The following is a 24,414-nucleotide window of genomic DNA, read 5'->3' on the forward strand; positions in this document are numbered from 1 at the left end:
GACTGTCACATTCCATGGTAGGCGAAGAAGGGGCGAATGACTTTCATATCAGGGCACACGGCCCGTCGGTCAGATGATGCCGCGGTCAGCCAGGGGCCCAGGCCAGTCGATTTGACCCTCCCTGGCTGAAGTGACCGGCTCTTCGGGCATGTGCCGGGCCGGCAGGGTACGCGGCTTGAAGGGGAAGCGCTCGGCCCTTATGCGCTCATAGGCACGGATGTCATCCTCGTGCTGCAGGGTCAGATCGATGTCGTCGTACCCGTTCATGAGCCGCCATCGCACATAGTCGTCCACCTGGAAGGGCAGGGTCACATCCGCGCAGGTGACCGTGCGAGCGCCCAGGTCCACGGTCATCTCGGTGCCGGGGTCCTCCTCCAGGATCTTCCAGAGCAACTCCACTGATTCCTGGGGCATGATGGCGGCCAGTACCCCGTTCTTGGCTGTGTTCCCATAGAAGATGTCAGCGAAGCGGGGGGCGATGACCACGCGGAAGCCGTAGTCCCGCAGAGCCCAGACCGCATGTTCGCGCGAGGAGCCGATGCCGAAGTCCGGCCCGGCCACCAGGATGCGGGCACCCGAATATTCGGGCCGGTTGAGTACGAAATTCGGATCCCTTCGCCAGGCGTAGAAGAGCGCATCCTCGAAGCCTGTCTTCTTCACCCGCTTCAGGAATACGGCGGGGATGATTTGGTCAGTGTCGACGTTGGAGCGGCGCAAGGGCACCCCGACCCCGGTTACAACGGAAAGTGGCTCCATGATGACCTCCTGCCTGCTGGATGGCGATGATGATGACGAATGATTGATGGGCTTACAGATCGGCAGGGGAGCAGATGGTTCCCTTGATGGCCGTCGCAGCAGCCACCTCTGGCGAGGCCAGATGCGTCCTGCCGCCCTTGCCCTGACGACCCTGGAAGTTGCGGTTGGATGTGGAAATGGAACGCTCCCCCGGCACCAGCTGGTCGGGATTCATCCCCAGGCACATGGAGCAGCCGGCGTTGCGCCATTCGGCTCCGAAGTCCTCGAAGATGCGATCCAGCCCCTCCTTCTCGGCCTGAATACGAACGCGCGAAGAAGCCGGAACCACCAGGACGCGATGCAGGTTCTTGGCCTTGTGATGCCCCTTCATGATGGCCGCTGCCGCGCGCAGATCCTCGATGCGCCCATTGGTGCAGGAGCCGATGAACACGGTGTCCACGGCGATGTCGCGGATGGGCATCCCCGGCTTCAGACCCATATAGTCGATGGCCTCCTGGGCTGCCTGGCGCTTGGCCGGATCGGCGATCTTTTCGGGCACAGGCACATCAGCAGCTATGGGCAGGCCCTGTCCGGGATTGGTGCCCCAGGTCACGTAGGGGGTCAGCTGGTCGGCATCCAGGATGACCTCCTTGTCGAAGACCGCATCCGGATCGGTGGGGAGGGTCCGCCAGTAGTCCAGCGCCTGATCCCACATGGCCCCCTTGGGGGCATGCGGCCGGCCCTCCAGGTAGGCGAAGGTGGTCTCGTCCGGCGCAATCATCCCGGCCCTGGCCCCTGCCTCGATGGACATGTTGCAGATGGTCATGCGTGCGTCCATGGACATCCGCCGAATGGCCTCGCCCCGGTACTCCAGAACGTGCCCTTGGCCGCCGCCCGTGCCGATTTTGGCGATGACAGCCAGGATGACGTCCTTGGCGCCTACGCCCGGCTTGAGCTGCCCGCGGACGGTGATGGCCATGGTCTTGAAAGGCTTCAGGCTCAGAGTCTGGGTGGCCAGGACATGCTCCACCTCGGAGGTGCCGATGCCGAAAGCCAGGGCCCCGAAGGCCCCGTGGGTCGAGGTATGCGAATCGCCGCAGACGATGGTCATGCCGGGCTGGGTCAGCCCCAGGACGGGTGCAAAAGCATGCACGATGCCCTGGTCGGCATTCCCCAATGGAAGCAGACGGACGCCGAACTCACGGCAGTTGCGCTCCAGGGTGGAGATCTGCAGGGCCGAAACCTTGTCGGCGATGGGCCGATCGATGTCGATGGTGGGGGTGTTGTGATCCTCGGTGGCGATGACCTGGTCCACGTGACGAATCTTCCGGCCTGCCAGGCGCAGACCCTCGAAAGCCTGTGGACTGGTCACCTCGTGCATGAGCTGCAGATCGATGTAGATCAGATCGGGCTCGCCGCCTTGGCCCTTTCTGACCAAATGATCGGTCCAGACCTTTTCCGCCATTGTGCGTCCCATATCGCCTCCTGAAAGCCTACGACCGGCCAGGGCACCAATCTCATCGGCACCCCCGCCGGCCTCTTACCACCGAGTATGGAACTGCCCAACCGTTATGAACTTTTGCATTTCATATACTGAGATGGCATAATTCAACCATGGACACACCTTCTATGAACGACGACGACAGATATCCCTCCGTAAACGATCCAAACATGCATCAGGAGGAGATTCATTCGGGCGTCGGCGTTCTGGACAAGACGGTGCGAATTCTGGACACCCTGGAGACCGGACCCATGACCCTGGGCCAGCTGGTCAACGCCACCGGGTTGGCCCGACCCACAGCCCACCGGTTGGCCATCGCCTTGGAGCGCCACCGCTTCGTGCTGCGGGACGCGCATGGCCGCTTCGTCCTGGGTTCCCGCTTCGCCGAACTGGCCGCCGCCGCCGGCGAGGATCGACTGCTGACCGCCTCGGGGCCCATCCTGCATACACTGCTCAACCGTTCGGGCGAGTCGGCCCAGATTTTCCGCCGCCAGGGCGAGGTCCGGGTCTGCATCGCCGCGGTGGAACGCGCCTCGGGCCTGCGTGACTCCATCCCCGTAGGCGCCCTGCTGTCCATGGAGGCCGGGTCAGCGGCACAGATTCTGCTGGCCTGGGAGGAACCTGAGCGCCTCCATCAGGGTCTGCGACACGCCAAGTTCAATGCAGCGACCCTGGCTACGGTCCGCAAGCGCGGCTGGGCCGAGTCCATCAACGAGCGGGAAGAGGGTGTCTGTTCCATCTCGGCCCCCATCCGCAACGGATCCGGGCAGGTCATGGCCGCCATATCCATCTCCGGACCGGTCAACCGCATGTCCACCACGCCGGGAAGGCGCTACGCCCCCCTGGTCATGGCCGCCGGCAAATACCTGACCGAAGCCCTGCTACGAGCCTCTTCTCCCGCCCGTCGTAGGGCCTGAGCGGGAATTCCTAACCCCTTGGTCCTGATTGCCGCTTGGTGGAACCCCAGGAGGCGATCAGCCCTGCCAGGGCCGTCAGGCCGCCCGCCAGAAATCCGGGCCGACGCAAGAGGTTGACAGCGTCCCCGGTAGAGGTGGGCACATGGCTCATGGCGAAGGTGTAGACCTTATGGGATCCCGGCCGCCCCACCAATTGCCCGAACTCCAGGAGCTGGGTACGCGGATGATGCGGATGGCGGATGTCGAACTCGAAGAGCCGTGCCGCCCGCTTGCTGGGCACCGGACCGTAGGAGCCGAATCCGCACGTGGGCGTGGCCCCCAGCGTCAGATCCCCGCTGCGTCCGACGAAGCCATTGCGATGGTCATGCCCGGCGAAGAGGGCGAAGTAGCCCCGGTTCCGGGTCAGCAGATCATACTCGCCGCTGTCCTCGTCAGGACAGGAGACGCCCTCGCCCAGGTATGAGCCCGGGCAGGTGCGCGATTCGTCCAGGATGTAGCAACGGGAATCGAAGCTTCGATAGCCTTGGACCGCATAGGCTGTGGTGGCTGGCACCGGCTTGAGCAGATCATAGAACTGGGGAATGGGCATGTGCTGGAAGATTATGGACCGGTTGCCCAGAAGGTCGGGAGCAGCCGCCAGAAAGTCCAGGGCCTGGTCCGAAGGTGAACCGTAGCCGCCTGCTCGGGCATAGTCGCCAGAGTCCAGCAGGACCAGTCCCATGACCACCCCGTTTCCGTCGCAATCCGCCACAGGCAGGGCGAAGGTACCCGGGGCGCAGACGAAGGCCGTCTGGGAGGGCAAGGCCGACCCGATCAGCGCATGGACCCGATCAGGATGGGCGACCGTAGCCTCCGGGTTCAGACAGCCAGGCACCTCCCGATAGATGGCATCCATCTGATCGGTATCCAGACCGCACTGAAAGTCGTGGTTGCCATAGGTGGCGACGAAAGGAATCCCGCGTTCGACCAACGGGCCGGTGATCAGACCAACGGTTCTGCGGACCAGATCCTCGGTGTGCTTGATGTTCTGCTGACGTACACGCTCGGCATCCCTGCGGTCCGGTTCCCGACGGTCCGCGGCTGCTTGATCCTCCCGGGGCTTGGAGGATCGTTTCAGGGAGGCTCCCCCAAGTCCCAGTGCGCCGCCCATGCTCAGACCAGCCGAATAGATGCCGTCCAGAGGGGTGCTCCAACGTCTCTTACGGAAGGTGCGCTCGTATGCCGTGTCGTAACCGGCCACCTGGTTGCCCGAGAAGACCACCAGATCGGGCTTTGCCGCATCGCAAGCCGCGCCTATCAGCCTGATTGTGTCCGGAGAGACCTTGGGGCCCTCCTGGACGTCGGCCAGCTGCAGAAGTCTGAACTTGCCCGAGTAATGGAACTGAAGTCGCCCCAGCCGGGCCGAAACGGACAGCGGTCGATCGTGCTCTCCCTCGCCGCCTTGTGGGGAGACCTGATCCGCTTGGTAATGCTGACTCATACACCTAGCCTACTTCACCCGGCTTCGCTCCCAGGCCGATCTATGCAGCCCCCTTACGAATCGGGTTCAGGCCTCGGCGTCACAGCAGCAGGCTGGCACGTTGGATGTTAGCTTGACCACAGTGATTACGACGACAGCCAGGACCGGGCCGACAATCTTCAGGGCTGGCCCCGGTCTTGGTATATTGGATACGTTGCGGTTCTTAACGAGATAGAGGGAGCGTACCTCCATGGCAGAAGGACAAGAGCTCCTGTTGCGCAAGGATCTTGAGCGGGTCGTTGACCGCCTGCACCAGGAACGTACCCATGTGGCCCCCTATCAGGAGGATTACCGTCGACTGCTGGACAACCACGGCAAGATGATTCGCGCCGCCATGGTGGTCCTCTTTGCCCGGTCCGGATCAGGGACCGGAGGGCAGCTGAACGACACCGTCATCACCGGCGCCGCCGCCATCGAGATGCTTCATCTGGCTACCTTGGTCCACGACGACGTTCTGGACAACGCCCCCATCCGCCGCAACAAGCCCACGGTCCACATCATGCGGGGCAACAAGGCCGCCATCTATCTGGGAGACCTGATCCTCTCCCGCTACATGGAGATCATGGCCTCCATCGCCCCTGACACAGCCTTTATCCGTGAGCAGGCCGGTACGGTCTGCGAAATTGTCGGCGGTGAGCTCTACCAAGAGTCCGACCGTCACCACACCCAGATCACCATCGACGATTACAACCGAGCCATCTCGGGAAAAACCGCAGCCCTCTTCCGCCTGGCCTGCCTGACCGGGATCCGCCTTGATGGCCAGCCAACTGACCCGGCCTTGGAACGGACCGCCAGAGACTTCGGCGGCAATCTTGGCATGGCCTTCCAGATCATCGACGACATCAACGATTTCGATCTGAATCGTGACACAGGCAAGCCCAAGCTGGAGGACATTCGCGACGGAATCTACACTCTGCCGGTTCTACTGGGATTCCAGGAGGATGAGAACTTCAGAACTTTGGTCCAACAGGATGATCCCGACCTGGTGGTCGACTACCTCAGAGCCCACCCCCAGTTGATGGAGAGCAGTCGGCGAATCGCCAAGGACTATCTGCAACGAGCTGCGGGCGGTCTCGACGATTCCCCCATGTCTGAGGGCGTACGCAACTTGCTGCAGCGAATTGTGGCCAGGCTGTCCGCCCAGGTCTGACCGAATCGACGCGTCGGAACCAGCGCAACTTAACGAGAGCGAGTGATGCCAGCCTGGTATCAGCCACGAACCGAACATCCGTCACATCTGCCACTTCATGCTCGTCATTACTCTCTGTTCTTAAACCTCACCGCCGTTGGCTGCTGCTGGCGGCACCCCCCCCCCCCCATGACAGCAAATCCCCCGTTCCGAACCATGCGGTCCGGAGCGGGGGATCTACCGAAGGGGAAGGAAGGGTTTGAGATCAGCCGACCATCAGGCCAAGGCTACCCGAGCCGGTGCGCCATGAACCTTGGCAGGCTGCGGCCCGTTGCCGTCATCCGGCTTGTAGAAGGGTCCTTGGTGCAGGGTCCTCCTGGTGTAGAAGACCATGACTCCGCCCAGGACCAGGAAGAGCAGGAAGTAGACAATGCAAGTGAAGAGCAGGTTCGGCACTGTACTGGTGGGTGAAACTCCATCGGCGATGGTCTGGAAACCATAGACCAGCCACGGATAGCGCCCAAGCTCAGTCACCAGCCAGCCGCTGGTCGTCGCAGCGAAGGGGGCGAAGGTGAAGATGCCCATGATCCAGAGCTTCCAGCGCGTGGTGAACAGCGTATTCTTCTTCTTGCGTGTGAACCAGAGCACCAATGCCGATATCAGGGCAAAGGCAAACCCGATCCCGACCATCAGGCGGAAGACCCAGAACAGGGTGGTGACCGGCACGTAGTAGTTCATGTCCTTGCCGTACTTGGCATCGTACTTCTCGTGCAGCTCCTTGTTGACGGTGTTCATGCCCTTGACGGCACCAGTTTTCTTGCCGTAAGCCAGCTGCGACATGGCGCCGGGAATCTCGACGGAGCCCTCAAGCTTATGGTCCTTCTCATTGATCAGAGCCACGGCGTTCCAAGGGGCGGGATCGCCGGTATCGTCGTAGATGCCCTCGGTGGCGGCCAGCTTCATAGGCTGATCAGTCACGATGTACTTGCCCTGCAAATCACCGTAGGTGATCACGCAGATGGAGCCGATAAGCCCAAGCAGAGCAGCCAGGCGGATGGACTTGGTGAACAGGTTGACCTTGGCCTGCTTCTCGGAGTCGGCCTCGACAGCGGCCACGGCCTTGTCCTTGTTCCCCATATGCATCCTCAGCAGGCTGAAAGCACTGCAGCCCATGACCACGAAGGCACCTGTGCAGACGGCGGCGAAGAAGACGTGGGGGAACTCGATCCACAGCTGAGGATTGGACATAACGTCGCCAAAGCTGCGCAGTCGCACATGGCCGGTGGCCTGGTTGATCTCGAAGCCGACCGGATGCTGCATGAAGCTGTTGGCAGCCAGAATCCAGATTGCCGACATGGAGGAACCCAGGAAGGTCAGCCAGATGAAGACCGCATGCACGGCCGGCTTGAACCTATTCCAGGTGAACATCCACACACCGATGAAAGTTGATTCCAGGAAGAATGCCAGCAGGGCCTCGATGGCCAGGGGGGCGCCGAAGATGTCACCCATGAACCTGGAGTAGTTGGACCAGTTCATGCCGAACTGGAACTCCTGGATGATGCCCGTGACCACGCCGACCGCGAAGGAGAGCAGGAAGATCTTGGACCAGAACATGGTCATCTTCTTGTAGACATCCTTCTTGGTCACCACATAGGTGGTCTCCATGATGGCGACCGCCAGGGCCAGACCGATGGTCATAGGGACATAGAAGAAGTGGAATATCGTCGTCATGGCGAACTGGAATCTAGACAATCCCAATACAGTGAACATCGTTCCTCCCAATCTCTGCAGGGTTCGTCGGGCGCGGGTACACGGGTCGAATCCGGACGGATTCAGATATGACCAGGCTTGTGCCCACAAGAACCTTTCAGCTCTCCCCGACTTCGCGACCGGGTCGCTTCCACGGGCTCCGGTTTCCTTACCGTCCAGTCCATGAACCGACGGCGCACGGTGACCCGCCGGGAAGCCATCCGCCAGGATCGGCAACCCGACAACCGTGCAAAATTCATTGCTCGGGAAACAGCCTGATGGTCATTCAACAGGGTTCCGTCCATCTGAATCTGACTGCTTCTTTAAGTATATCCCTTGACAGGCACCCTTGTCCACGTCAGAGACATCCATGCGATAAAGTTCACGGAAACGTGCGTTTTCATGGTACAGGTCAACAGGCCGACCCTGCATGGCTATATGACCATCCTGCATGAAAATGACCTGATCGGCCTCCTCCAGCCCTTGCAGGTGGTGGGTCACCCAAAGAAGGGTGCGATCCTGGCTGACCTTGAAGATCATGGCCATGAGCCGCCGCTCGGTTATGGGATCCAGACCGATGGTGGGTTCGTCCAGAAGGATAATCGGAGTGCGCTTGAGCACGATCCTGGCCAGGGCCAGACGCTGACGCTGTCCGCCTGAGAGACGGCCGCCGGCCTCATCCACCGGCGTGTCGATTCCCTGTGGCATGTCATCCACGACCTGATTCAGCTGTACAGCCTTCAAGGCCTGGCGAACCTGATCGTCATCGGCCTGGGGAGCGCCCAGTCGCACGTTGGAGGCGATGGTGGTGTTGAAGAGGAAGGCCTGCTGGTTCAGATAGCCAAAGAGTTGAGGACGCTGATCCTGTAAGGCATCGACCGGTATTCCATTGATCAGGATGCGGCCACTGGTAGGACGCAGGTCGCCCAGGAGCAGCTGAAGGACCGTCGTCTTGCCCTCGCCGCTGGGACCGAGCAGGGCCACCCGCTGCCCGCCTTCGATTCGCAGGCTGAAGTCGTCCAGCAGCAGGGGGTCATCGGGGCCGTAGGAGAAGCTGACATGGTCGAAGACGATTGACTTGATCGGCCCCTCCAACCTGGTCTGTGCACTCGGCTCGATTCGCCGGGACTCGACGCGCTCGGTCAGACCGTTCAGATGGTCCAGCGAGTCCGTGTAGAGGGGGACCTCAGCCACAGCCTGGGAAACCACGATGAAGCAATCGACCAGGGGGAAAACCGCCAGGACCACGGCTGCCGCAAAGTCAGCAATGGAGGTGGAGCTGGTCATACGCAGATCGGCTCCAACGATCAGAGCCACCACCATGAGGGCGAAAATCATCTGGATGCCGCAGTTGCGCCAGCGTTCGAAGCGCTTCTGCTCTCTACGGCCGGAGGCAATGTCGTTGAAATCACGGGACGCCGTGTCGACGAAACGCCGCCGACGGCGGGTGATTACCCAATCCCCCAGGCCCATGTAGCTCTCGGTCACTGCGGTGTACTGGTCCTGCCGCCGTGCCTTCTCCATGTCGTAACGCCCGTCTGAATAAGCCAGCGAGACCAGCGGGACCAGAATCAGGATCAGGGCGAAAAGCAGGAAGAGCAGGAGCGAGGTCAGCCAGGAGAAGACACCCACGGCGATGGTGACCACCACCCACATCATGTAGGCCACGACCGTGGGGAAGATGGTGCGCAGGTAGAAGTTCTCCAAATGGTCCAGGTCGTCCGAGAGCATGCCCAGGACCGTGCCTGTACGCTCATGCTCGTTCAGGAAGGCCGCGTCCTGCGAGAGGGTGCGGTAGAGCTGAACACGTAACTTGGAAACCACTCGGAGCACCCAGTCATGGCTCTTGATGCGCTCCAGGTACTTGAATGTGGGCCGTCCAATACCGAAAGCCCTGGTCAGGACCACTGGCACATAAACGGCGAAGATGTTGAAGGGGTGGCGGGCCGACCTACTGATCAGGAAGCCCGAGGTGAACATCAGCCCGGCCGCGCATACGAAGGTGATGGTCCCCAGGAAGAAGATAAGGGCAAGCAGACCCTTGTCCTGACGCAGATAGGGCCAGAACCAATGGTCGCGGTGCCAGATATGCATATAGCCCGACAGTCCGCGGCCGCGGCGGGAGGCTTTGGACGATCCCATGCCGTCTCTTTCGGCGGTTTCAGTCCTACTGGTAGTCGGCAATCTGGTTCCCTCCCATCTCATCGATCAGCGCATCCAAGGGACCGCCCTGTCCAATCAGCTCATGCGGATCGCCCTGGGCCACAATTCGTCCATGTTCCAACATGATCACCCAGTCCATATTGGCCAGCCAGTGCAGCCGGTGGGTGGCCAGGACGACCAGATGTCCATCCATGATGGGCAGCAGGGTCTGTTTCAGGTCATATTCGGTCTCGATGTCCAGGTGAGCGGTGGGCTCGTCAAAGAACAGAATCTCGCGCGAAGGGTCCAGGATGCCCCTGGCCAGGGCGATTCGTTGGGCCTGACCGCCGCTGATGCCGCGGTTGCCCTCTCCGATTTGGGTGCCCAGACCGTCGGGCAATGTTTTCAGCCAGTCGGTCAGTCCAGCCCGATCGGCTGCACGGGCCACTTGGGCATCGTCTGCATCTTGGTTATAAAAACGGATGTTGTCGGATACGGTGCCATGGAAGATGAAGGGGTTCTGGGGAATGTAGCTGATGTGCCGCTGCCAGGCAGCCACATTGCAGTGCTCCAGCCGATGACCATCCAGGTCGATGGTGCCTGCCCTGGGCTGGTCAAAACCGGCCAGTAGATCCATCAGCGTGGACTTGCCGGCTCCCGAGCGACCGACAATGGCCACCTTGGAAAAACCGTGCAGGTTGAAGTCCAGACCACTCAGAGCCAGAGGCTGCTCCTCCGTAGTACCGTCGGACCCACTGATCTGTGAATCTACAGCAGCACCAACTACAGTCCCTTGCGACGTTTTGGAACCGGACTCAGCCGAAACCGATTTCTCATTGCCGTCATGAGCCTCGGATGCCTTGGACTTGCGGCTCTTCTTGCTGGTCTTTTGGCTCTCGGACTTGGCCATGGCATCCATCTGCGCCCCGGCTGAAGCATTGCTCTCCACCGGCTTGGGGCCAGGATAGGCGAAGTCGATTCCTTCCAGGCGCAGGTGACTGTCTTCCTTCCACCCGGACCAGTCCAGTTCCTCCAAGCGCTTGGGCTCTGGCTGGGCCAGCATGTCCGCGATGTCATCGAGGGCGTTCTTGCCGTTCAGCGTGGCGTGGAAATCATCGCCGAACTGGCGGATGGGCATGAAGTACTCAGGAGCAAGAATCAGGGCCAAGAGGGCTGGGAAGAGCTCCACCTTGGCATTGATCAGATTGTTGCCCAAAAAGACGGCCATGATGGCGATGGCCAAGGTGGCGAAGAAGTCCAAAGCAAAGGTGGAGGTCATGGCCACCCTGATAACGCTCATGGTCCTCTTGCGGAAGCGGTCCGAGACCGAATAGATCTCGTCCTCGTATTCCTTGTCAATGCCCAGCATCTTTAGGGTCGGAAGGCCCAGGACCGTATCCATGAACCTGGTGTTGAGCTTACGGAACTGAGCGTACTGCCGACTGGAGCGATCCCTGGCCGCCAGACCCAGAATGACCATGAAGAAGATGAGCAGGGGCAACATGAGCAGGAGGATGAGCCCGGAACCTGCATCCTGGGTCCAGACCACTACCAGGACAATCAGGGGAATGAAGATGAGGTCCATCATCTTTGGCAGGACCGTCAGCACGTAGGTGCGTACCTGATCAAGTCCATCCACCAACATGGTGACGGCAGAGCCCGTGCCACGTCGAGCCAGAGCCGAGGGCCCCAATGAGAAGACCTTGTCCTGAATACTGGGCCGCAGCTCAGCCACAATGGCATCGGCACGATCGGTGGCAATACGATCCTTGGCCACGTCGCAGAGCTGCCGGCAGGTGTAGGCGGCCAGAAAGATCAGCACCGGCACCACCAGCACCCCGAGGTGCTTAAGGCGCCAGATGCGCACCAGGGCCAGGGTCAACCCATAGGCCTGAACCACCACGCCTATTCCCTGGACCAGGGACAGTGCAGCCAGCAGGCCCAAGGTGGACCGGACTCCGTCGAAACGGAATAGATTTTTGTCAATCAATGCATTATCCTCCGGATGCGCTCCGGTCCTGTCAGCACTGCCCCCCTGCCTCCTTGAATTTTCAGACGGTCTCAGCCACGGTGACCGAAGGTGCCACAGGCGAGGTCAGGTGGGCACCATCGGTGTCCAGCCGCTTACGCTGGATGAAGTAACTCCAGATGAAGTAGGCCAGCATGATGGGCAGGAAGATGCAAAGCACCACGGTCATGATCTTCATGGTCAGCGGTGATGCCGATGCATCCTGGATCAGCAGGTTGTGTGCCGGATCATCAGCGATCATCACCCGCGGGAAGAGCCCGTTGAAGATAAAGGCGATGATAGCCATCAGGGTGATGCCCGAGCAGGTGAAGGCGTAGCCGCCGCGCTTCTTGAAGACGGCAACGTGGCCTCCGATGACCGACGCCAGGATGATTACGGTAATCAGCCAAGTGGACAGCGGACGTGCCTTGTAGAAGTCGGTGTTGAAGATGGCCAGGAGCACGAAGACGATCAGGGCCGGATAGGCGATCCAGTAGGCCTTCTCGCTGACGTTGAGCATCCGACGGGAATCCATGACACCCATTTTCAGGCTCAGGAAGTGCAGGCCATGAACGAAGCTGAAGAAGACGACAGCAATGCCGCCGACCACGGACAGCCAGTTGAACACGTCGAAGAACCCGGGCCAGGCATCGCCGTTCTTATCCATGGGGATGCCCTGGATCAGGCTGGTCAGCATCATGCCCAGGAAGAATGGCGCAAAGAGGGAACCGATGAAGTTGGCCCACTGCCAGACACCGCGCTCACGGCTGGTCAGCGCGTGGGAGGCGAACTCGAATGAGACGCCACGCAGAATCAGGGAAACCAGTACCAGGAAGAGCAGGAGGTAATACCCCGAGAAGAGGGAGGCGTACCAGAGCGGGAAAGCGGCGAACATAGCGCCGCCGGCAGTGATCAGCCAGACCTCGTTGCCATCCCAGTGGGGGCCGATGGCCCTCATGAAAGTGGCGCGCTCATCACCGTCGCGGGCCACGAACCTGGTAGCCATGCCAACGCCGAAGTCGAAGCCTTCAAGCAGAAGGAAGCCCGCGAAAAGCAGGCCGATGACAAAGAACCACAAACCTTGTAGAAAACTCATGCTAATGCCACTCTCCTCTCGCTCCTGCCGATCCGCGAACGGGCACGGGGGCCTCCACCATCCCGGCGGAGGCCGCAGTCAGCCATGGTTTCCGCCGGAATGAGGAGGAGCAGGAGGTAGTCAATGATGTCGATGAACGCAGGGCCGATGGCCACCGTCGCCCAGAACGATCCGATCCGAGGTTGAAAGGAGACGAACATGTGCCGCATCCTCATGGCCTGAATCATGTTCGTCCTCCTCTCCCTCGTCGTCTAGCCCCTTGCGTCCCTTGAGACGCTGGTTCAGTTGCTCTCCAACATGGTACGCACGTCGGCCAATTCCAGGACCGACCGCTCGTTTACGATCCACTTCAGGACCGAGACCGCCTTGCCCTTGAGCTTCAGCGTGCCCATACGGTCGATTTCGGCAACCCCGGCATGAGGACCGAGAGAGCACACGGTCCCTAGGCTTCGGAAGGTGAACCGCTGGGGCTCCTGCCCCCGCATTCTGGCGAGGACATTCGCGGCCGCGGTATCAGCCTGGGCCATCGAAATCTGCGCAGTGGTCGGGTAGAGCCGACCCGATTGGGGGTCGGGAACGGCACTGACATCACCCACCAGGAACTCCTCTGGATGCTGCTCGACCGACAGGTCATCCCTGACCACTACACGGTTACGCTTCTGATTATACCCGGAATCGGCAATAACGTGGCTACCACGCACACCCGTTGTCCAAATGATCGTATGGGCCTTGAACTCCTGATCATTGGAGACCACGGCATCCTGCCTGACCTCGGTAATGGGGGTGGAGGTGTGGAAGTTGACTCCGCGCTTGCGCAGGTAATCCACAGCCCAGTCGACCAGGTCCTTGCTGAACATGGGCAGGATCTTGGGCGAGGCCTCAATGCAATCCACCTTGACCTGATCCATGGGGAAGCCCAGGCGCTTCGAGAGCTGAGGCAGACGGTAGACCAGTTCGCCCAGGTACTCGATGCTGGTGAAGCCGGCGCCGCAGACAACGATGCTCAGATCCAAGGGATCATGGCTGGTCTGGTAGCGGGCCAGCGTCTCTTCCAGCTTCTTGCGTGCCGCCAAGGCGGTGTCCACGTCGACGAGCGGCCATCCATACTCATCGGCACCCTTGATGCCGAAGGTTTCGGACTCGAAGCCAAGGGCGTTGATCAGGTAATCATAGGACAGAGGATCGTGATGCTCCAGGCTGACCCGGCGGTTGTCCTGATCGATGCCGACCACCTTGTCGACAATCAGCTCCACCGAATCGGGCAGAGACTTGCGCAGGTCGAAGACCACGTCCGCCGGCTCCTTGGTTCCCGCCGCCACCTGGTGCAGCTGAGTGGACTCATAGTGGTACTCGTTCTTATTGACCAGGACTATATGGGCATCAGTCTTTGCATGAGCCAGCTTCTTGACCACGCGAAGACCCGCGTAACCAGCTCCCAACACCATGATTGTCGTCATAATCACACACCTTTACCGAAAAAATCGTACAATGATTCATATACCGGGTGATGTTGCCCGATCAGCCGATGATTGGGTTCATCACTCAAGCTTCTATGCTCAACGTATCAGATTCCATCATCGGAAACTCTGACATAACAGTCTGCCGGGCCTCCTCTTTTTGTTTGCTTGCTCACACCGTGAACAACTCTCGTGGACACCTCCGTCCGCCGCTTTGCAGGACAGAAGCATTCCTGTAATCCATGGTAATGCGTAAACAAGAAGAGCGGAACACCGTGTCGGCATTCCGCTCCTTGAGACCTTATGTCCCTACCGCTGGGGTACCTGGACTCGAACCAAGAATGGATGAACCAGAATCACCTGTGTTGCCAATTACACCATACCCCAATTGGCTGTGCGACAACCGCTTGGACAGTTGCCACATGTCGTACCCCCGACCGGATTTGGACCGGTGTTGGCGCCGTGAGAGGGCGTAGTCCTAGACCGCTAGACGACGGGGGCTTCACTTTTCGCCGCGTACGAACCCGGTTCAACAGGTCAGTAGCACAACAAAAAAGAAATATACCCGCTTAGAGGTTTTGGCGCAAGTTGGCCATCCTTCGGAGTGTTGTACCCTTGCCCAGAATCTCCAGGGACTCGAACAGGGGCGGCGAGACGCGCCTTCCCGAGACCGCCACCCTGACCGGACCGAAGGCCAGTCGGGGCTTATAGCCTCCCTCATCCACCAGCGCCTGAGTGAGCAGGTCGTGCAGGTGATCGGTCTTCCAGTCCTGGTCTGACACATCCTGCAGGGCGGCAATAGCCAGGTCCAGGACCTGCCCAGCCGAGTCCTTGAGCTGTTTGCGGGCGTCCGGCTCGGGTTCCAGGTACTCATCCTGGCTGAGCAGACTCCCCACCATGCCGGAGACCTCGCCCAACAGACGCACACGAGGCTGGACCAGGGGGGCGGCAGCGCTCAGAATCCGCTGCTCCCTATCGCTCAGGTCCTGCCAGCGCTCGGCACTCACCAGCCCGTCACGATTGAGGTAGGGCAGGGAGCGATTCAGGAAGTCCTGCGGCTCCAGCATGCGGATGTGCTCGGCGTTGATGGCCACGGCCTTGTCGATATCGAAGTGGGCGGGATTGGCCTTGACATCGCGGATGTCGAAGTGCTCAACCATCTCATCCATGGAGAAGACATCCCGGTCCGGGCCGATGGACCAGCCCAGCAGGGCCAGATAGTTGAGCAGGCCCTCGGGAATAAAGCCGTGCTCCCGGTGCAGGAAGAGGTTGGACTCCGGGTCACGTTTGGACAGCTTCTTCTTGCCCTGGCCCATGACGTAGGGCAGGTGCCCGAACAGGGGCATGGCCCGGGCTATGCCCAGCTTCATCAGGCACCGATAGAGGACGATCTGCCGGGGGGTGGAGCTGAGCAGATCCTCACCGCGCAGGACCACGTTGATGCGCATCAGGGCATCATCCACCGGGTTGGTCAGAGTGTAAAGGGGATCGCCGTTGGGGCGCACGATCACATAGTCGGGCACGGACCCGGCCTTGAACTCGATATGCCCGCGAATCAGGTCGTCAAAGGCGATGTCCTCGTCGGGCATGCGGATGCGCAGGGCTGGACGGCGGCCCTGATCACGGAAGGCCTGACGCTGTTCGTCACTCAGGTCGCGGTCGTAGCCGTCATAGCCGAAAGCGGCAGGACGGCCGGCGGCCAGGTTGCGCTCCTTGATCTCCTCAGCGGTGGAGTAGGACTCATAGGCGTAGCCGGCATCCAGAAGCTGCCGGGCCACATCGCGGTAGATATCGCCGCGCTCGGACTGCCGGTAGGGGCCGTCAGGGCCGCCGACCTCCACACCCTCATCCCAGTCCAGCCCCAGCCACTTGAGGGCCTCCAGAATCTGCTGGTAGCTCTCCTCGCTGTCGCGCTGGGCATCGGTGTCCTCGATGCGGAAGACGAAGGTACCATGCGAGTGCCGGGCCTGGGCCCAGTTGAAGAGTGCGGTTCGAACCATGCCCACATGCGGGGTGCCGGTCGGCGAAGGGCAGAAACGGACCCTCAGGTCCTTAGGCAGGTCGGGTTTGGCGTCGTGATCATGCTCATCAGTCATGACACCCATTGTGCCCCGGCAAGGCGACGTAGACCAATTCAGAGCTGGAGCCGGTATCAGCCCCGCTGCTGCTCCTGCTGACGGTCCTTGCTGTAGGTCTCCGGAATGAACCTGGTCTGGTCGTGCAACTTGGACCAGATGACCACCTGGCCCTGCTCCAGGGAACGCGGCACATCGATGATCCGCTGGTTGTCCGAGCCTCGGAACTGGAGCAGGCTGTTCTTCCGATTCTCCAAGTAGCGTCCGTCCACCAGCACGTCAAGGTAGGAGATCAGCTGGGCCTTGTCCGGGGTCTCCCCCGGCCGGTTCAGCTCCTCCCAGGTGTAGCCGGTCCAGCACCAGATATCCTTCTCGTGGCCGAACTCGCGCCGGATTCGCGCTGAAAGGCCGAGCAACATGGGGGTGTTGAGCAGAGGCTCCCCGCCCAGGTAGGTGATGCCCTGCACGTAGGACAGCGACAGGTCCTTGATGATGCGGTCCTCAAGCTGCTGGGTATAGGGGTGCCCGGCGCCGAAGTCCCATATGGAGGCGTTGTAGCACCCCTGGCAGCGGAAGGGGCAACCGCTGACGTAGAGGGAGCAGCGGATCCCCTCGCCGTCGGTCATGACCAGACGCTTGTAGTCCGCCACGATTCCCCGACTGAGCCGGCGACCGTCCCACTGGCCGGCCTTGGGATTGTTGGTCAGCGCAGAGGGAACCCCCGGACCACGCCCCTGCTCATGAGCAGCGAAGTCACGGTGGCCACCCGTCTTCCTCATGGATCCCTGTTTGTCCGTCATCTGGTCCTCCTCATGACAATGGCGGGCCGCAAACTACCCGGCCCGCCATTAACTGCGTCTTGTCAGAGCCTATTCGGCCTTGTCGTCGAACCACTCCTTGGTGGATCCGTCCTTGAGGACCACGTGGCCGGTCTCACCCTCCATGTGCTTGACACGGTGGGCGATCTCCTCGTGCCTGCCGTGGACCATAGGCCGCTGGACGGGGTTGCCCAGGTAACCGCAGGTGCGCTTGGTCACGTTGCACTTATCAGGATCGTCGTTGCCGCACTCGGGGCACTTGAAGCCCTCCTCGGTGGGCTCGAAGTCACCCTCGTAGCCGCAGACGAAGCAGTGATCGATGGGGGTGTTGGTACCCAGGTAACCGATGCCGATGTCGTAGGCGTAGTCCCATACAGCCTCCAGGGCCTTGGGGTTCTGCTGCATGGAGGGGAACTCGCAGTAGTTGATGAAACCGCCCGAGGCCAGGTAGGGGAAGTCCCGTTCATAGCTGAGCTTCTCCATGGGTGTGGGCCGCAGCCAGACCGGGTAATGGAAGCTGTTGGTGTAGAAGTCATGGTCGGTCACGCCGTCGACTACGCCGAACTTCTCCTTGTCCATCCGGGCGAAGCGGTCAGTCAAGGACTCGGCCGGGGTGGAGTAGACCGAGTAGTGGTATCCCTCAGCCTTCTCCCACTGCTTGCAGAGCTGATTCATCCGACGCACGATGCTCAGGGCGAATTCCTTGCCCTCCGGATCCCAGGAGTGGTCCTTCATCCAGTCCTTGCCGTAGAAGACGCTGGTGGCCTCATAGAGGCCGATGTAACCCAGCGAAACGGTGGCGCGGCTGTTGCGGAAGAGGGTGTCTACACTGTCGGTCGGCTTCAGCCTGCCGAAGGCGCCGTACTGGTAGAGGGTGGGAGCGTTGATGGGCGTGGCCTGCTTGCAGCGCATGATGCGGAACTGCAGGGCGTGGTGGGCCACCTCCATGCGCTGGTCGAATATCTTCCAGAAGCGATCCTTGTCGCCGCGGGACTCAAGAGCGATGCGGGGGATGTTGACGGTGACGACACCCAGGTTCATGCGGCCGTCCTCCTCGTCCTCGCCCGTCTCGGGGTTGGTCCAGGCCTGCAGGAAGGAACGGCAGCCCATGGGGGCCTTGAAGGAGCCGGTGATCTTGATCAGGTTCTCGTAGAAGACCACGTCAGGGTACATACGCTTGGTCGAGCACTCCAGGGCCAGCTGCTTCATGTCGTAGTTGGGATCGCCCTCGTCCGCATTGAGACCATGTTTGATGGTGAAGACCAGCTTGGGGAAGATGGCGGTGTGGCGGTCCTTGCCCAGCCCGCGGATACGAATCAGGAAGATGGCGCGCTGGATCTCCCGGGCGAACCAGGAGGTGCCCAGCCCGAAGCCCACGGTGACAAAGGGGGTCTGGCCGTTGGAGACACGGTTGGAGTTGATCTGGTACTCCATGGTCTGCATGGCATCGTAGATGTTCTTGCGGGTCAGGATCTTGGCATAGACCTGGCGCAGCCGAACAATCTGCGGAGCGTCCAGGTCGAAGGGGGCGTCCTCGCCGATAGGGGCACGATCGTCCAGGTGGAGCCAGTCAGCCTCCCGAGCCTTGAGGCCGCGGACGACATCCTTGGCCACGTCGATGGGCTCTTCGTCCGGCAGGACGGCCTCGGCCATGGAATAGTTCTTCTTGTAGTCCAGACGCGCGTACCTGTCCAGCATCTCGTCGCAACGGTTGACCGTCTGGCCGCCGTACTGAGAGCCGGCGATGTCCTTGATGATCTGGGTTATCTGCGTGGCGGCCGTGCCGATGGACTTGGGCGAGTCCATCATGGCGTTGCCCAGCTCGAAACCGTGGGCCAGCATGTCGCCGAAATCAGGCAGTGAGCAGTTGGTCTCGGCCGTAAAGGGCGAGTAGTCCGCGTCGTGGAAGTGGATGTCACCCTTCATATGGGCATTGGAGACATCCTTGGGCAGCATGGCGAAGGCCGAAGCCTTGGATACCGCGCCGGCCAGCAGGTCGCGCTGAGTGGCGTAGACGTTGGCGTCCTTGTTGGCGTTCTCGCGCACCAGGGTCTCGTCCTTGCTGGTCAGACGGTGAACAGCCTCGTTGACATCCGTGGCCTTGGCCCGCTGAATGTCACGGTCGAGACGGTAGGAGGTATAGGAGCGAGCGATCTCGTAGAGGTGGGCATTGACCAGCGCGTGCTCGACCAGGGTCTGGATGTCCTCGATCTTGACCGGGTTGGTGTAGCGATCGGTAATCTCGGACTGAACGGTCAGGGCCATGCCCCGGATCTGCTGACGATCCTCAGGACTGACCTCGTGCTTGACGTCCTTGAAGGCAGCTTCGATGGCGTTCATGATGTTGACGGGATCAAAATCGACGATCCGGCCGTCGCGCTTCTCGACCAGAATGCCGTCGACAGCATCGCGATCCGAAATGCCACGCTCCTTCACGCTATCGGTCATGACCTCAGTATCCATCGTCACTCCTCATACGGTCGTCATACGGTTGCTCATGTGCAGTTGCTTTGGCGTTCCCGAATTCCATGCCGGGAACGGCGAATCACATGGATGTCATTCTTGATGACAAGACTCACTCTATCACGTTGTGACCACCATATGTAGTGCCTGAGGATGATTCGTTTCCTACATCTAGTTATTACCGTGTTTTGTGAGCTGAGTCACAAATAGTGGGGTATGGACAAGGGCCGCAAATGGCCGAAAGGCCGTTGGAGGTCATTTACAGGGACGATACAGCCGTCCGACACGCACATGACTTGTCGAGCCCCAACCCCTGCATCAAGCAGGAACAGACCTAAGCCAGCAAACCCCTTGGCACGAAGAGGGTTTGGGTGCGCAGACGGCGATCCACGCCCATGCCCTCCGGAGCCTGCCGCCCCGGCTCGATCATGGACAGGAGCATGTCAACGCCCTGGCGGCCCATGCGATCCACCTGTTGGGAGATGACCGACACCTGGGGACTGATCAGCTGAAAGACCTCCAGGTCGTCGAAGGAGACCAGGGGCACACGTGAGCGCAGGTCGCCCTCCCACTCCATGGCGACAGCCTTGATGGCATCGGCCGAGTAGCCGAAGATGACGGCATCCACCCCCTGACCGAGCAGGTGGCGCATGGTCGAGGCCGCGCGGGGACGGTCCTCGAACCCCTGGCGGACCACCAACCCCGTCAACCCCTGACGGGCATCCACGCCGTCCAGGAAAGCCTGTTCGCGCTCGCGGAAGGTGTAGGAACGGCTCTCTGGGCCCGGGACGAAGGCCACTCGTCTGCTCCCCCTGGCTGCCAGAGCGTCCAGGGCCGCCTCCATGCCAGGCACAGGGTCGGAATCCACCAGAGGGACACCGGGCAGGGTCCGGTCCGGACGATCCACGAAGACCACGGGGAATTCCCTTGCCAGCATGGTGCGCAGCATGGGCGAGGTCGGACCGTCAGGCACAACCAAAACGCCGTCCATATGACGAGAAAGAAGGATGCGGTAATAGTCCTCCTGCCTGCTGGCCTGGCAAGAGGACACGCCGATCAGGGGCGCATAGCCTGCCGAGTAGAGCTGGTCCTGAACCGCGTAGACCAGCTCGGAGAAGTAGGGGTTGCGGATGTCGGGGACCAGCAGGCCTACGGCATGCGAGCGCGAGGATCGCATGGAACGGGCCCGGCTGTCTGGGATGTAGCCCAGCTCCATGGCCGCCCTGCGGACCCTGTCCTTGGTGGGCGGGGAGATGCGCCCCTTGTCGTTGAGCGCCTGGGAGACCGTGGATACGGACATGCCCGCCTGCTTGGCCACATCACTGATGGTCACCGACATGGGAACCCTCCGTCGTACCCTACCGAAATCGGATGTCTTGCTCCGGACGAGACCGACAGCGGTCGGCCCGCACAGACCTCTCGTGAGTTTCCAGTATAAGGGCAAATGATGCAACCTTTCATCACGGCGAGGCAGGACCGCCTGGGTTGGACTAGAGTGGTCTTGTTCGCGCGGCTGGTGGCAGCAGCCGTGGCACACATCGCAGAATTCCATCGGTCAAGACCGTATCGGATCGTCGCGCGGGCTCCTCACCTTCCCGTAACGGCCCCAATGCGGATGGGCACCAGGGGTGCCGGAGAGGCAAGGTGACAGTGATGAGCATGTCGGAGAAAAGCGGCTTCAGGAGGATTCCCGGCCACAGACTGATCGTACGGGCGCTTGCCCTGACAGCGGCGCTCTGTATGGCAGCCACGAGCGCAGCCTGCGGGGCCAAGGGGGCAGGGAACAAGGCCGATGACGGCTCCAAGCTCTCCTTCATGCTGGATTGGACGCCCAACACCAATCATGTGGGCATCTACGTGGCCCGGCATCTGGGCTACTTCGACAAGGCCGGCCTGAAGCTGACCATCCTGCCCACGGCCCAGGCAGGAGCCGAGACCTCAGTCCAGAACGGGGTCGCCGACGTAGGTTTCTCCAAGCTGAGCAACCTGGCCACCTTCAACTCCCAGGGGGCCGACCTGCGGCAGGTCTTCAACATAGGCCAGCATTCCGTGGCACGTTGGTGCTCGCTGGCCTCGCGCACCGACATCCAGACCCCCAAGGACTTCGACGGCAAGACCTTCGTCAGCTTCGGCTCGGCCGAACAGACGGCCGTGGTCAAGCAGATGATCCGCCATGCAGGCGGCAAGGGCGACTTCAAGCGGGTGACCAGCGGCACCAACACCTTCGCCACTTTGACCAGCGGCAAGGGTGACTTCGCCGGCTTCTACGCCAACTGGGAGGGCGTAGAGAGCGAGCTCAAGGGCCCGGCACTGCACTGCTTCACCCAGGCCGACTGGGGAGTGCCCGGCAACCCCGACCAGCTGGGCTTCGTGGTCAAGAATTCCTGGCTGCAGCAGGCCGGTCACCGTCGCGCCCTGACGGCTTTCGTCAAGGCCTGCCTGAAGGGATACGACTACGCCCTGAATCATCCCGACCAGGCGGCGGACATCCTGGTCAAGGAGACCAAGGGATCGGCCATCGACCCGACCCTGGCCAAGCGCTCCATGGAGAGCATCGTCAAGGAGGGGTACTGGGTCGACAGTCCAGAGCAAAAGAGCATCAGCGGACTGATCAACGTCAAGGATGCCCAGGACTATCTGGACTTCCAGTTCAAGGCGGGCACATACCGGGACGCCAAGAAGGGAGACCCCAACAAGGCCCCTCAGGCCAAGGACCTGTGGACCGATCGCTACGTTCGGGAAGCAGCCGGTCGATGAGGGTGCGGAAGCAGAGCGGAACCCGGGCGCTGCCTCCGACCATCACCCTGCTGGCGCTCCTGATCATCTGGGAGCTGGCTGCCCGTCTGGGCGGAGTCAGTGAACAGGTTCTGCCGGCGCCCAGCCGAATCCTGGCTGCCACAGTGCAATCCCGGGAGGACCTGCTGCCTGCCACCGCCATCACCGCCCTTGAGGGCCTTCTGGGCTTCCTCCTGGCCTCGGTCCTGGGAATAGTGATCGGCCTGGCCCTCTACAGTTGGCGCACCCTGCACGACGCCCTCTACCCCCTGATCGCAGGTGCACAGATGATACCGCTGATCACGATCGCCCCTCTGTTCGTGATCTGGTTCGGATTCGAGCCCCTGGGCAAGGTGGTCATCGTAGCCGTCTTCGCCCTCTTCCCTATAGTGGTCCAGACCTACCGGGGGCTCAAATCCGTGCCCCGCTTCTACCAGGATGTAGCGCTGAACTGCGGGGCAACCCGAACCTGGACACTCTGGCACGTCAAGCTGCGAGTGGCCGCCGGGCAGATCTTCGGCGGTCTGCGCATCAGCACGGCCTATGTCTTCGCCACCGCGGCCACCTCGGAGTATCTGGGCGCCAGGAACGGTCTGGGCATATGGCTGCAATCGGCCTTCAACTCCTTTAGGACCCCGCTGATCTTCTCGGCCACCCTGGTCATCATCCTGCTGACCGCCCTTCTGCTGGGCCTGATCACCCTGACTGAAAGGCTACTTCTGGGCGATGCCGGCGATGATCATATGGTCAATCCGGACGACGAGTGAAGAGTCCTGCAGCAGCAATCAAATACCGAAACTGACAGACTGATCCGAGTAAGTGTGACGAGTCCCCCCATCCCCTGCACTATCAATGACTAGCAGATAGAAGAACCGGCCTGCCATAATAGGAATATACGGCAAAGTCAGATTCAGGATTATCAACAGAAGATGAGAGGGACGATATCCATGAGCCATCCAGATAATACGAACAACGGGAACCAGATCCCCGATGACCAGGGTTCGGCTGATCAGGGTTCGGCCAACGACTGGTCCCCGAAGGACCCCGGTGACGGAACCGGCTCAGAGACCACAGCCTACCAGAACCAGCCTCAACCAGGGCAATCCGGCTATGCACAGCCGGCTTCGGACCAGAGCGACATTTACCATCCGATCAGCGAAGCCCAAAGCCCTGCCGGCGATTACCACCGGGAACAGCCATACCAAGGGCAGCCATACGGTCAACAGCCACAGGGTCAACAGCCAGGCTACAACCAGCAACAGCCCTATAGTCAACAGCCCAATGAACAGCAGTACTACGGACAGCAGCAGGCGCCTTACGGTCAGGGTCCGAATCCCGGCCAGTCCAACGGCCAGCCCAACGGTACAACCCCGCCGTCTGGCTATGCGTCGGACAACTCTTATCAACCGCCTGAAGGTTGGTCGCAGGCAGGCTACCAATCGGGATATCAGGCAGGCTACCAGCCCGGACCGCAGGTTCCACAGTATCCGGCCTATCCCTATGCGGATGCCGGATTCAACGGCGAGCCGCCACTGAACGCACCCTGGTACGGCATTGACTTCGTAAATGCCTGCAAGCGTTTCTTCGTCAAATACACCGTCTTCTCCGGGAGGGCCTCCCGTGGGGAATTCTGGTGGGCTTTTCTGATGATCTTCCTCATCAACTGTGCGATCTCGATCATCACCTCAGGATCCACCTTTGTGGGACGGATCCTGTCCCTCCTGGTCACCATAGGACTTTTCATACCCAATCTGGCCGTGAGCATACGGCGACTTCATGACACCAATATGTCCGGCTTCTGGATACTCCTGCCCTTCGTAAGCGAACTGGTGGGCAGCATCCCTGTGATTTTCGCCATCGTGGCTATTGCAGACGGACATCCAGGATCCTCGCTCTCCCTGCTTGGCTTGGGCGCATTGATCATGCTCGCCGGAACCGTCGCCGGAATCATTCTGCTGGCCAGGCCCAGCGATCCACGAGGAGCACGCTTCGACCGCTGAGCCCAATCTGCCTTTCGCCTTGACCGATGC

Annotated in this window: 18 protein-coding genes and 2 tRNA genes; 5 read left to right on the forward strand and 15 right to left on the reverse strand. The window is 60.9% G+C overall.

What is annotated here, in order from left to right; all coding sequences use genetic code 11:
• Positions 1 to 69 precede the first annotated feature (69 nt).
• Together leuD and leuC are read right to left on the reverse strand one after the other, a co-directional pair.
• The gene (gene leuD / locus H3U90_RS02205; protein ID WP_154313207.1) at positions 70 to 756 is read right to left on the reverse strand and encodes a 3-isopropylmalate dehydratase small subunit; all 687 of its coding nucleotides are present in this window, start codon (positions 754 to 756) and stop codon (positions 70 to 72) included.
• Between the two features lie 52 nt (positions 757 to 808).
• Positions 809 to 2,212, reverse strand: a complete 1,404-nt coding sequence (leuC, locus tag H3U90_RS02210; RefSeq protein WP_154313208.1) for a 3-isopropylmalate dehydratase large subunit — start codon at positions 2,210 to 2,212, stop codon at positions 809 to 811.
• 152 nt (positions 2,213 to 2,364) lie between these two features.
• Between leuC and H3U90_RS02215 the strand changes: the two genes are divergently transcribed.
• Complete coding sequence (locus H3U90_RS02215) at positions 2,365 to 3,153, forward strand: IclR family transcriptional regulator (protein ID WP_269748688.1); 789 nt, start codon at positions 2,365 to 2,367, stop codon at positions 3,151 to 3,153.
• A 10-nt stretch (positions 3,154 to 3,163) separates the two neighbouring features.
• On the opposite strand, the gene H3U90_RS02220 is transcribed toward H3U90_RS02215, so the two are convergent.
• Entirely contained in the window at positions 3,164 to 4,633 is a 1,470-nt protein-coding gene (locus H3U90_RS02220) for a serine/threonine protein phosphatase (protein ID WP_198176864.1), read from the reverse strand.
• Between the two features lie 229 nt (positions 4,634 to 4,862).
• Between H3U90_RS02220 and H3U90_RS02225 the strand changes: the two genes are divergently transcribed.
• The gene (locus H3U90_RS02225) at positions 4,863 to 5,822 is read left to right on the forward strand and encodes a polyprenyl synthetase family protein (protein ID WP_198176865.1); all 960 of its coding nucleotides are present in this window, start codon (positions 4,863 to 4,865) and stop codon (positions 5,820 to 5,822) included.
• A gap of 255 nt (positions 5,823 to 6,077) precedes the next feature.
• Here H3U90_RS02225 and H3U90_RS02230 read toward each other — a convergent pair whose 3' ends face one another.
• The 12 genes from H3U90_RS02230 to H3U90_RS02285 form a co-directional block, all read right to left on the reverse strand.
• Positions 6,078 to 7,571: a cytochrome ubiquinol oxidase subunit I gene (locus H3U90_RS02230; RefSeq protein ID WP_198176866.1), complete on the reverse strand. Its 1,494-nt coding sequence runs from the start codon at positions 7,569 to 7,571 to the stop codon at positions 6,078 to 6,080.
• 261 nt (positions 7,572 to 7,832) lie between these two features.
• Positions 7,833 to 9,692 (reverse strand): thiol reductant ABC exporter subunit CydC, encoded by a 1,860-nt coding sequence (gene cydC, locus H3U90_RS02235; protein ID WP_198176867.1) that lies wholly within the window; start codon positions 9,690 to 9,692, stop codon positions 7,833 to 7,835.
• A 25-nt stretch (positions 9,693 to 9,717) separates the two neighbouring features.
• On the reverse strand, positions 9,718 to 11,682 hold the full coding sequence (locus H3U90_RS02240) for an ABC transporter ATP-binding protein/permease (RefSeq protein ID WP_232340513.1): 1,965 nt from the start codon (positions 11,680 to 11,682) through the stop codon (positions 9,718 to 9,720).
• 61 nt (positions 11,683 to 11,743) lie between these two features.
• Positions 11,744 to 12,796, reverse strand: a complete 1,053-nt coding sequence (gene cydB / locus H3U90_RS02245) for a cytochrome d ubiquinol oxidase subunit II (protein WP_198176868.1) — start codon at positions 12,794 to 12,796, stop codon at positions 11,744 to 11,746.
• Entirely contained in the window at positions 12,793 to 13,023 is a 231-nt protein-coding gene (locus H3U90_RS02250) for a hypothetical protein (protein WP_198176869.1), read from the reverse strand. Before H3U90_RS02250 ends, cydB begins: the two co-directional genes overlap by 4 nt.
• A gap of 54 nt (positions 13,024 to 13,077) precedes the next feature.
• Positions 13,078 to 14,253 (reverse strand): NAD(P)/FAD-dependent oxidoreductase, encoded by a 1,176-nt coding sequence (locus H3U90_RS02255; protein WP_198176870.1) that lies wholly within the window; start codon positions 14,251 to 14,253, stop codon positions 13,078 to 13,080.
• Between the two features lie 315 nt (positions 14,254 to 14,568).
• A tRNA-Gln gene (locus tag H3U90_RS02260) sits at positions 14,569 to 14,640 on the reverse strand.
• A gap of 41 nt (positions 14,641 to 14,681) precedes the next feature.
• Positions 14,682 to 14,754: transfer RNA gene (locus H3U90_RS02265), tRNA-Glu, on the reverse strand.
• A 68-nt stretch (positions 14,755 to 14,822) separates the two neighbouring features.
• The gene (gltX, locus tag H3U90_RS02270; RefSeq protein WP_198176871.1) at positions 14,823 to 16,349 is read right to left on the reverse strand and encodes a glutamate--tRNA ligase; all 1,527 of its coding nucleotides are present in this window, start codon (positions 16,347 to 16,349) and stop codon (positions 14,823 to 14,825) included.
• 56 nt (positions 16,350 to 16,405) lie between these two features.
• The gene (gene nrdG, locus H3U90_RS02275; RefSeq protein WP_198176872.1) at positions 16,406 to 17,128 is read right to left on the reverse strand and encodes an anaerobic ribonucleoside-triphosphate reductase activating protein; all 723 of its coding nucleotides are present in this window, start codon (positions 17,126 to 17,128) and stop codon (positions 16,406 to 16,408) included.
• Positions 17,129 to 17,197: 69 nt separating this feature from the next.
• Positions 17,198 to 19,594, reverse strand: coding sequence for an anaerobic ribonucleoside-triphosphate reductase (nrdD, locus tag H3U90_RS02280; protein WP_154313218.1), 2,397 nt, complete (start codon positions 19,592 to 19,594; stop codon positions 17,198 to 17,200).
• A 349-nt stretch (positions 19,595 to 19,943) separates the two neighbouring features.
• Positions 19,944 to 20,948 (reverse strand): LacI family DNA-binding transcriptional regulator, encoded by a 1,005-nt coding sequence (locus tag H3U90_RS02285; RefSeq protein ID WP_198176873.1) that lies wholly within the window; start codon positions 20,946 to 20,948, stop codon positions 19,944 to 19,946.
• 314 nt (positions 20,949 to 21,262) lie between these two features.
• Between H3U90_RS02285 and H3U90_RS02290 the strand changes: the two genes are divergently transcribed.
• From H3U90_RS02290 to H3U90_RS02300, 3 genes are all read left to right on the forward strand, one after another.
• On the forward strand, positions 21,263 to 22,366 hold the full coding sequence (locus tag H3U90_RS02290; protein ID WP_415873740.1) for an ABC transporter substrate-binding protein: 1,104 nt from the start codon (positions 21,263 to 21,265) through the stop codon (positions 22,364 to 22,366).
• Positions 22,363 to 23,151, forward strand: a complete 789-nt coding sequence (locus H3U90_RS02295) for an ABC transporter permease (protein WP_198176874.1) — start codon at positions 22,363 to 22,365, stop codon at positions 23,149 to 23,151. Before H3U90_RS02290 ends, H3U90_RS02295 begins: the two co-directional genes overlap by 4 nt.
• 180 nt (positions 23,152 to 23,331) lie before the next feature.
• Positions 23,332 to 24,384: a DUF805 domain-containing protein gene (locus H3U90_RS02300; RefSeq protein ID WP_198176875.1), complete on the forward strand. Its 1,053-nt coding sequence runs from the start codon at positions 23,332 to 23,334 to the stop codon at positions 24,382 to 24,384.
• Positions 24,385 to 24,414 lie beyond the last annotated feature (30 nt).

The sequence above is a fragment of the Bifidobacterium sp. W8103 genome, from assembly GCF_016100775.1.
GTDB lineage: Bacteria > Actinomycetota > Actinomycetes > Actinomycetales > Bifidobacteriaceae > Bombiscardovia > Bombiscardovia choladohabitans.

Bases quoted from the DNA above. Each gene is read 5' to 3' on its own strand.
- nrdG (WP_198176872.1), bottom strand. From the start codon at position 17,128: ATGACGGACAAACAGGGATCCATGAGGAAGACGGGTGGCCACCGTGAC.
- gltX (WP_198176871.1), bottom strand. From the start codon at position 16,349: ATGACTGATGAGCATGATCACGACGCCAAACCCGACCTGCCTAAGGAC.
- H3U90_RS02255 (WP_198176870.1), bottom strand. From the start codon at position 14,253: ATGACGACAATCATGGTGTTGGGAGCTGGTTACGCGGGTCTTCGCGTG.
- H3U90_RS02220 (WP_198176864.1), bottom strand. From the start codon at position 4,633: ATGAGTCAGCATTACCAAGCGGATCAGGTCTCCCCACAAGGCGGCGAG.
- leuD (WP_154313207.1), bottom strand. From the start codon at position 756: ATGGAGCCACTTTCCGTTGTAACCGGGGTCGGGGTGCCCTTGCGCCGC.
- H3U90_RS02295 (WP_198176874.1), top strand. From the start codon at position 22,363: ATGAGGGTGCGGAAGCAGAGCGGAACCCGGGCGCTGCCTCCGACCATC.
- H3U90_RS02250 (WP_198176869.1), bottom strand. From the start codon at position 13,023: ATGATTCAGGCCATGAGGATGCGGCACATGTTCGTCTCCTTTCAACCT.
- H3U90_RS02225 (WP_198176865.1), top strand. From the start codon at position 4,863: ATGGCAGAAGGACAAGAGCTCCTGTTGCGCAAGGATCTTGAGCGGGTC.
- H3U90_RS02230 (WP_198176866.1), bottom strand. From the start codon at position 7,571: ATGTTCACTGTATTGGGATTGTCTAGATTCCAGTTCGCCATGACGACG.
- nrdD (WP_154313218.1), bottom strand. From the start codon at position 19,594: ATGACCGATAGCGTGAAGGAGCGTGGCATTTCGGATCGCGATGCTGTC.
- H3U90_RS02300 (WP_198176875.1), top strand. From the start codon at position 23,332: ATGAGCCATCCAGATAATACGAACAACGGGAACCAGATCCCCGATGAC.
- H3U90_RS02290 (WP_415873740.1), top strand. From the start codon at position 21,263: ATGAGCATGTCGGAGAAAAGCGGCTTCAGGAGGATTCCCGGCCACAGA.
- H3U90_RS02215 (WP_269748688.1), top strand. From the start codon at position 2,365: ATGAACGACGACGACAGATATCCCTCCGTAAACGATCCAAACATGCAT.
- cydB (WP_198176868.1), bottom strand. From the start codon at position 12,796: ATGAGTTTTCTACAAGGTTTGTGGTTCTTTGTCATCGGCCTGCTTTTC.
- cydC (WP_198176867.1), bottom strand. From the start codon at position 9,692: ATGGGATCGTCCAAAGCCTCCCGCCGCGGCCGCGGACTGTCGGGCTAT.
- leuC (WP_154313208.1), bottom strand. From the start codon at position 2,212: ATGGGACGCACAATGGCGGAAAAGGTCTGGACCGATCATTTGGTCAGA.
- H3U90_RS02285 (WP_198176873.1), bottom strand. From the start codon at position 20,948: ATGTCGGTGACCATCAGTGATGTGGCCAAGCAGGCGGGCATGTCCGTA.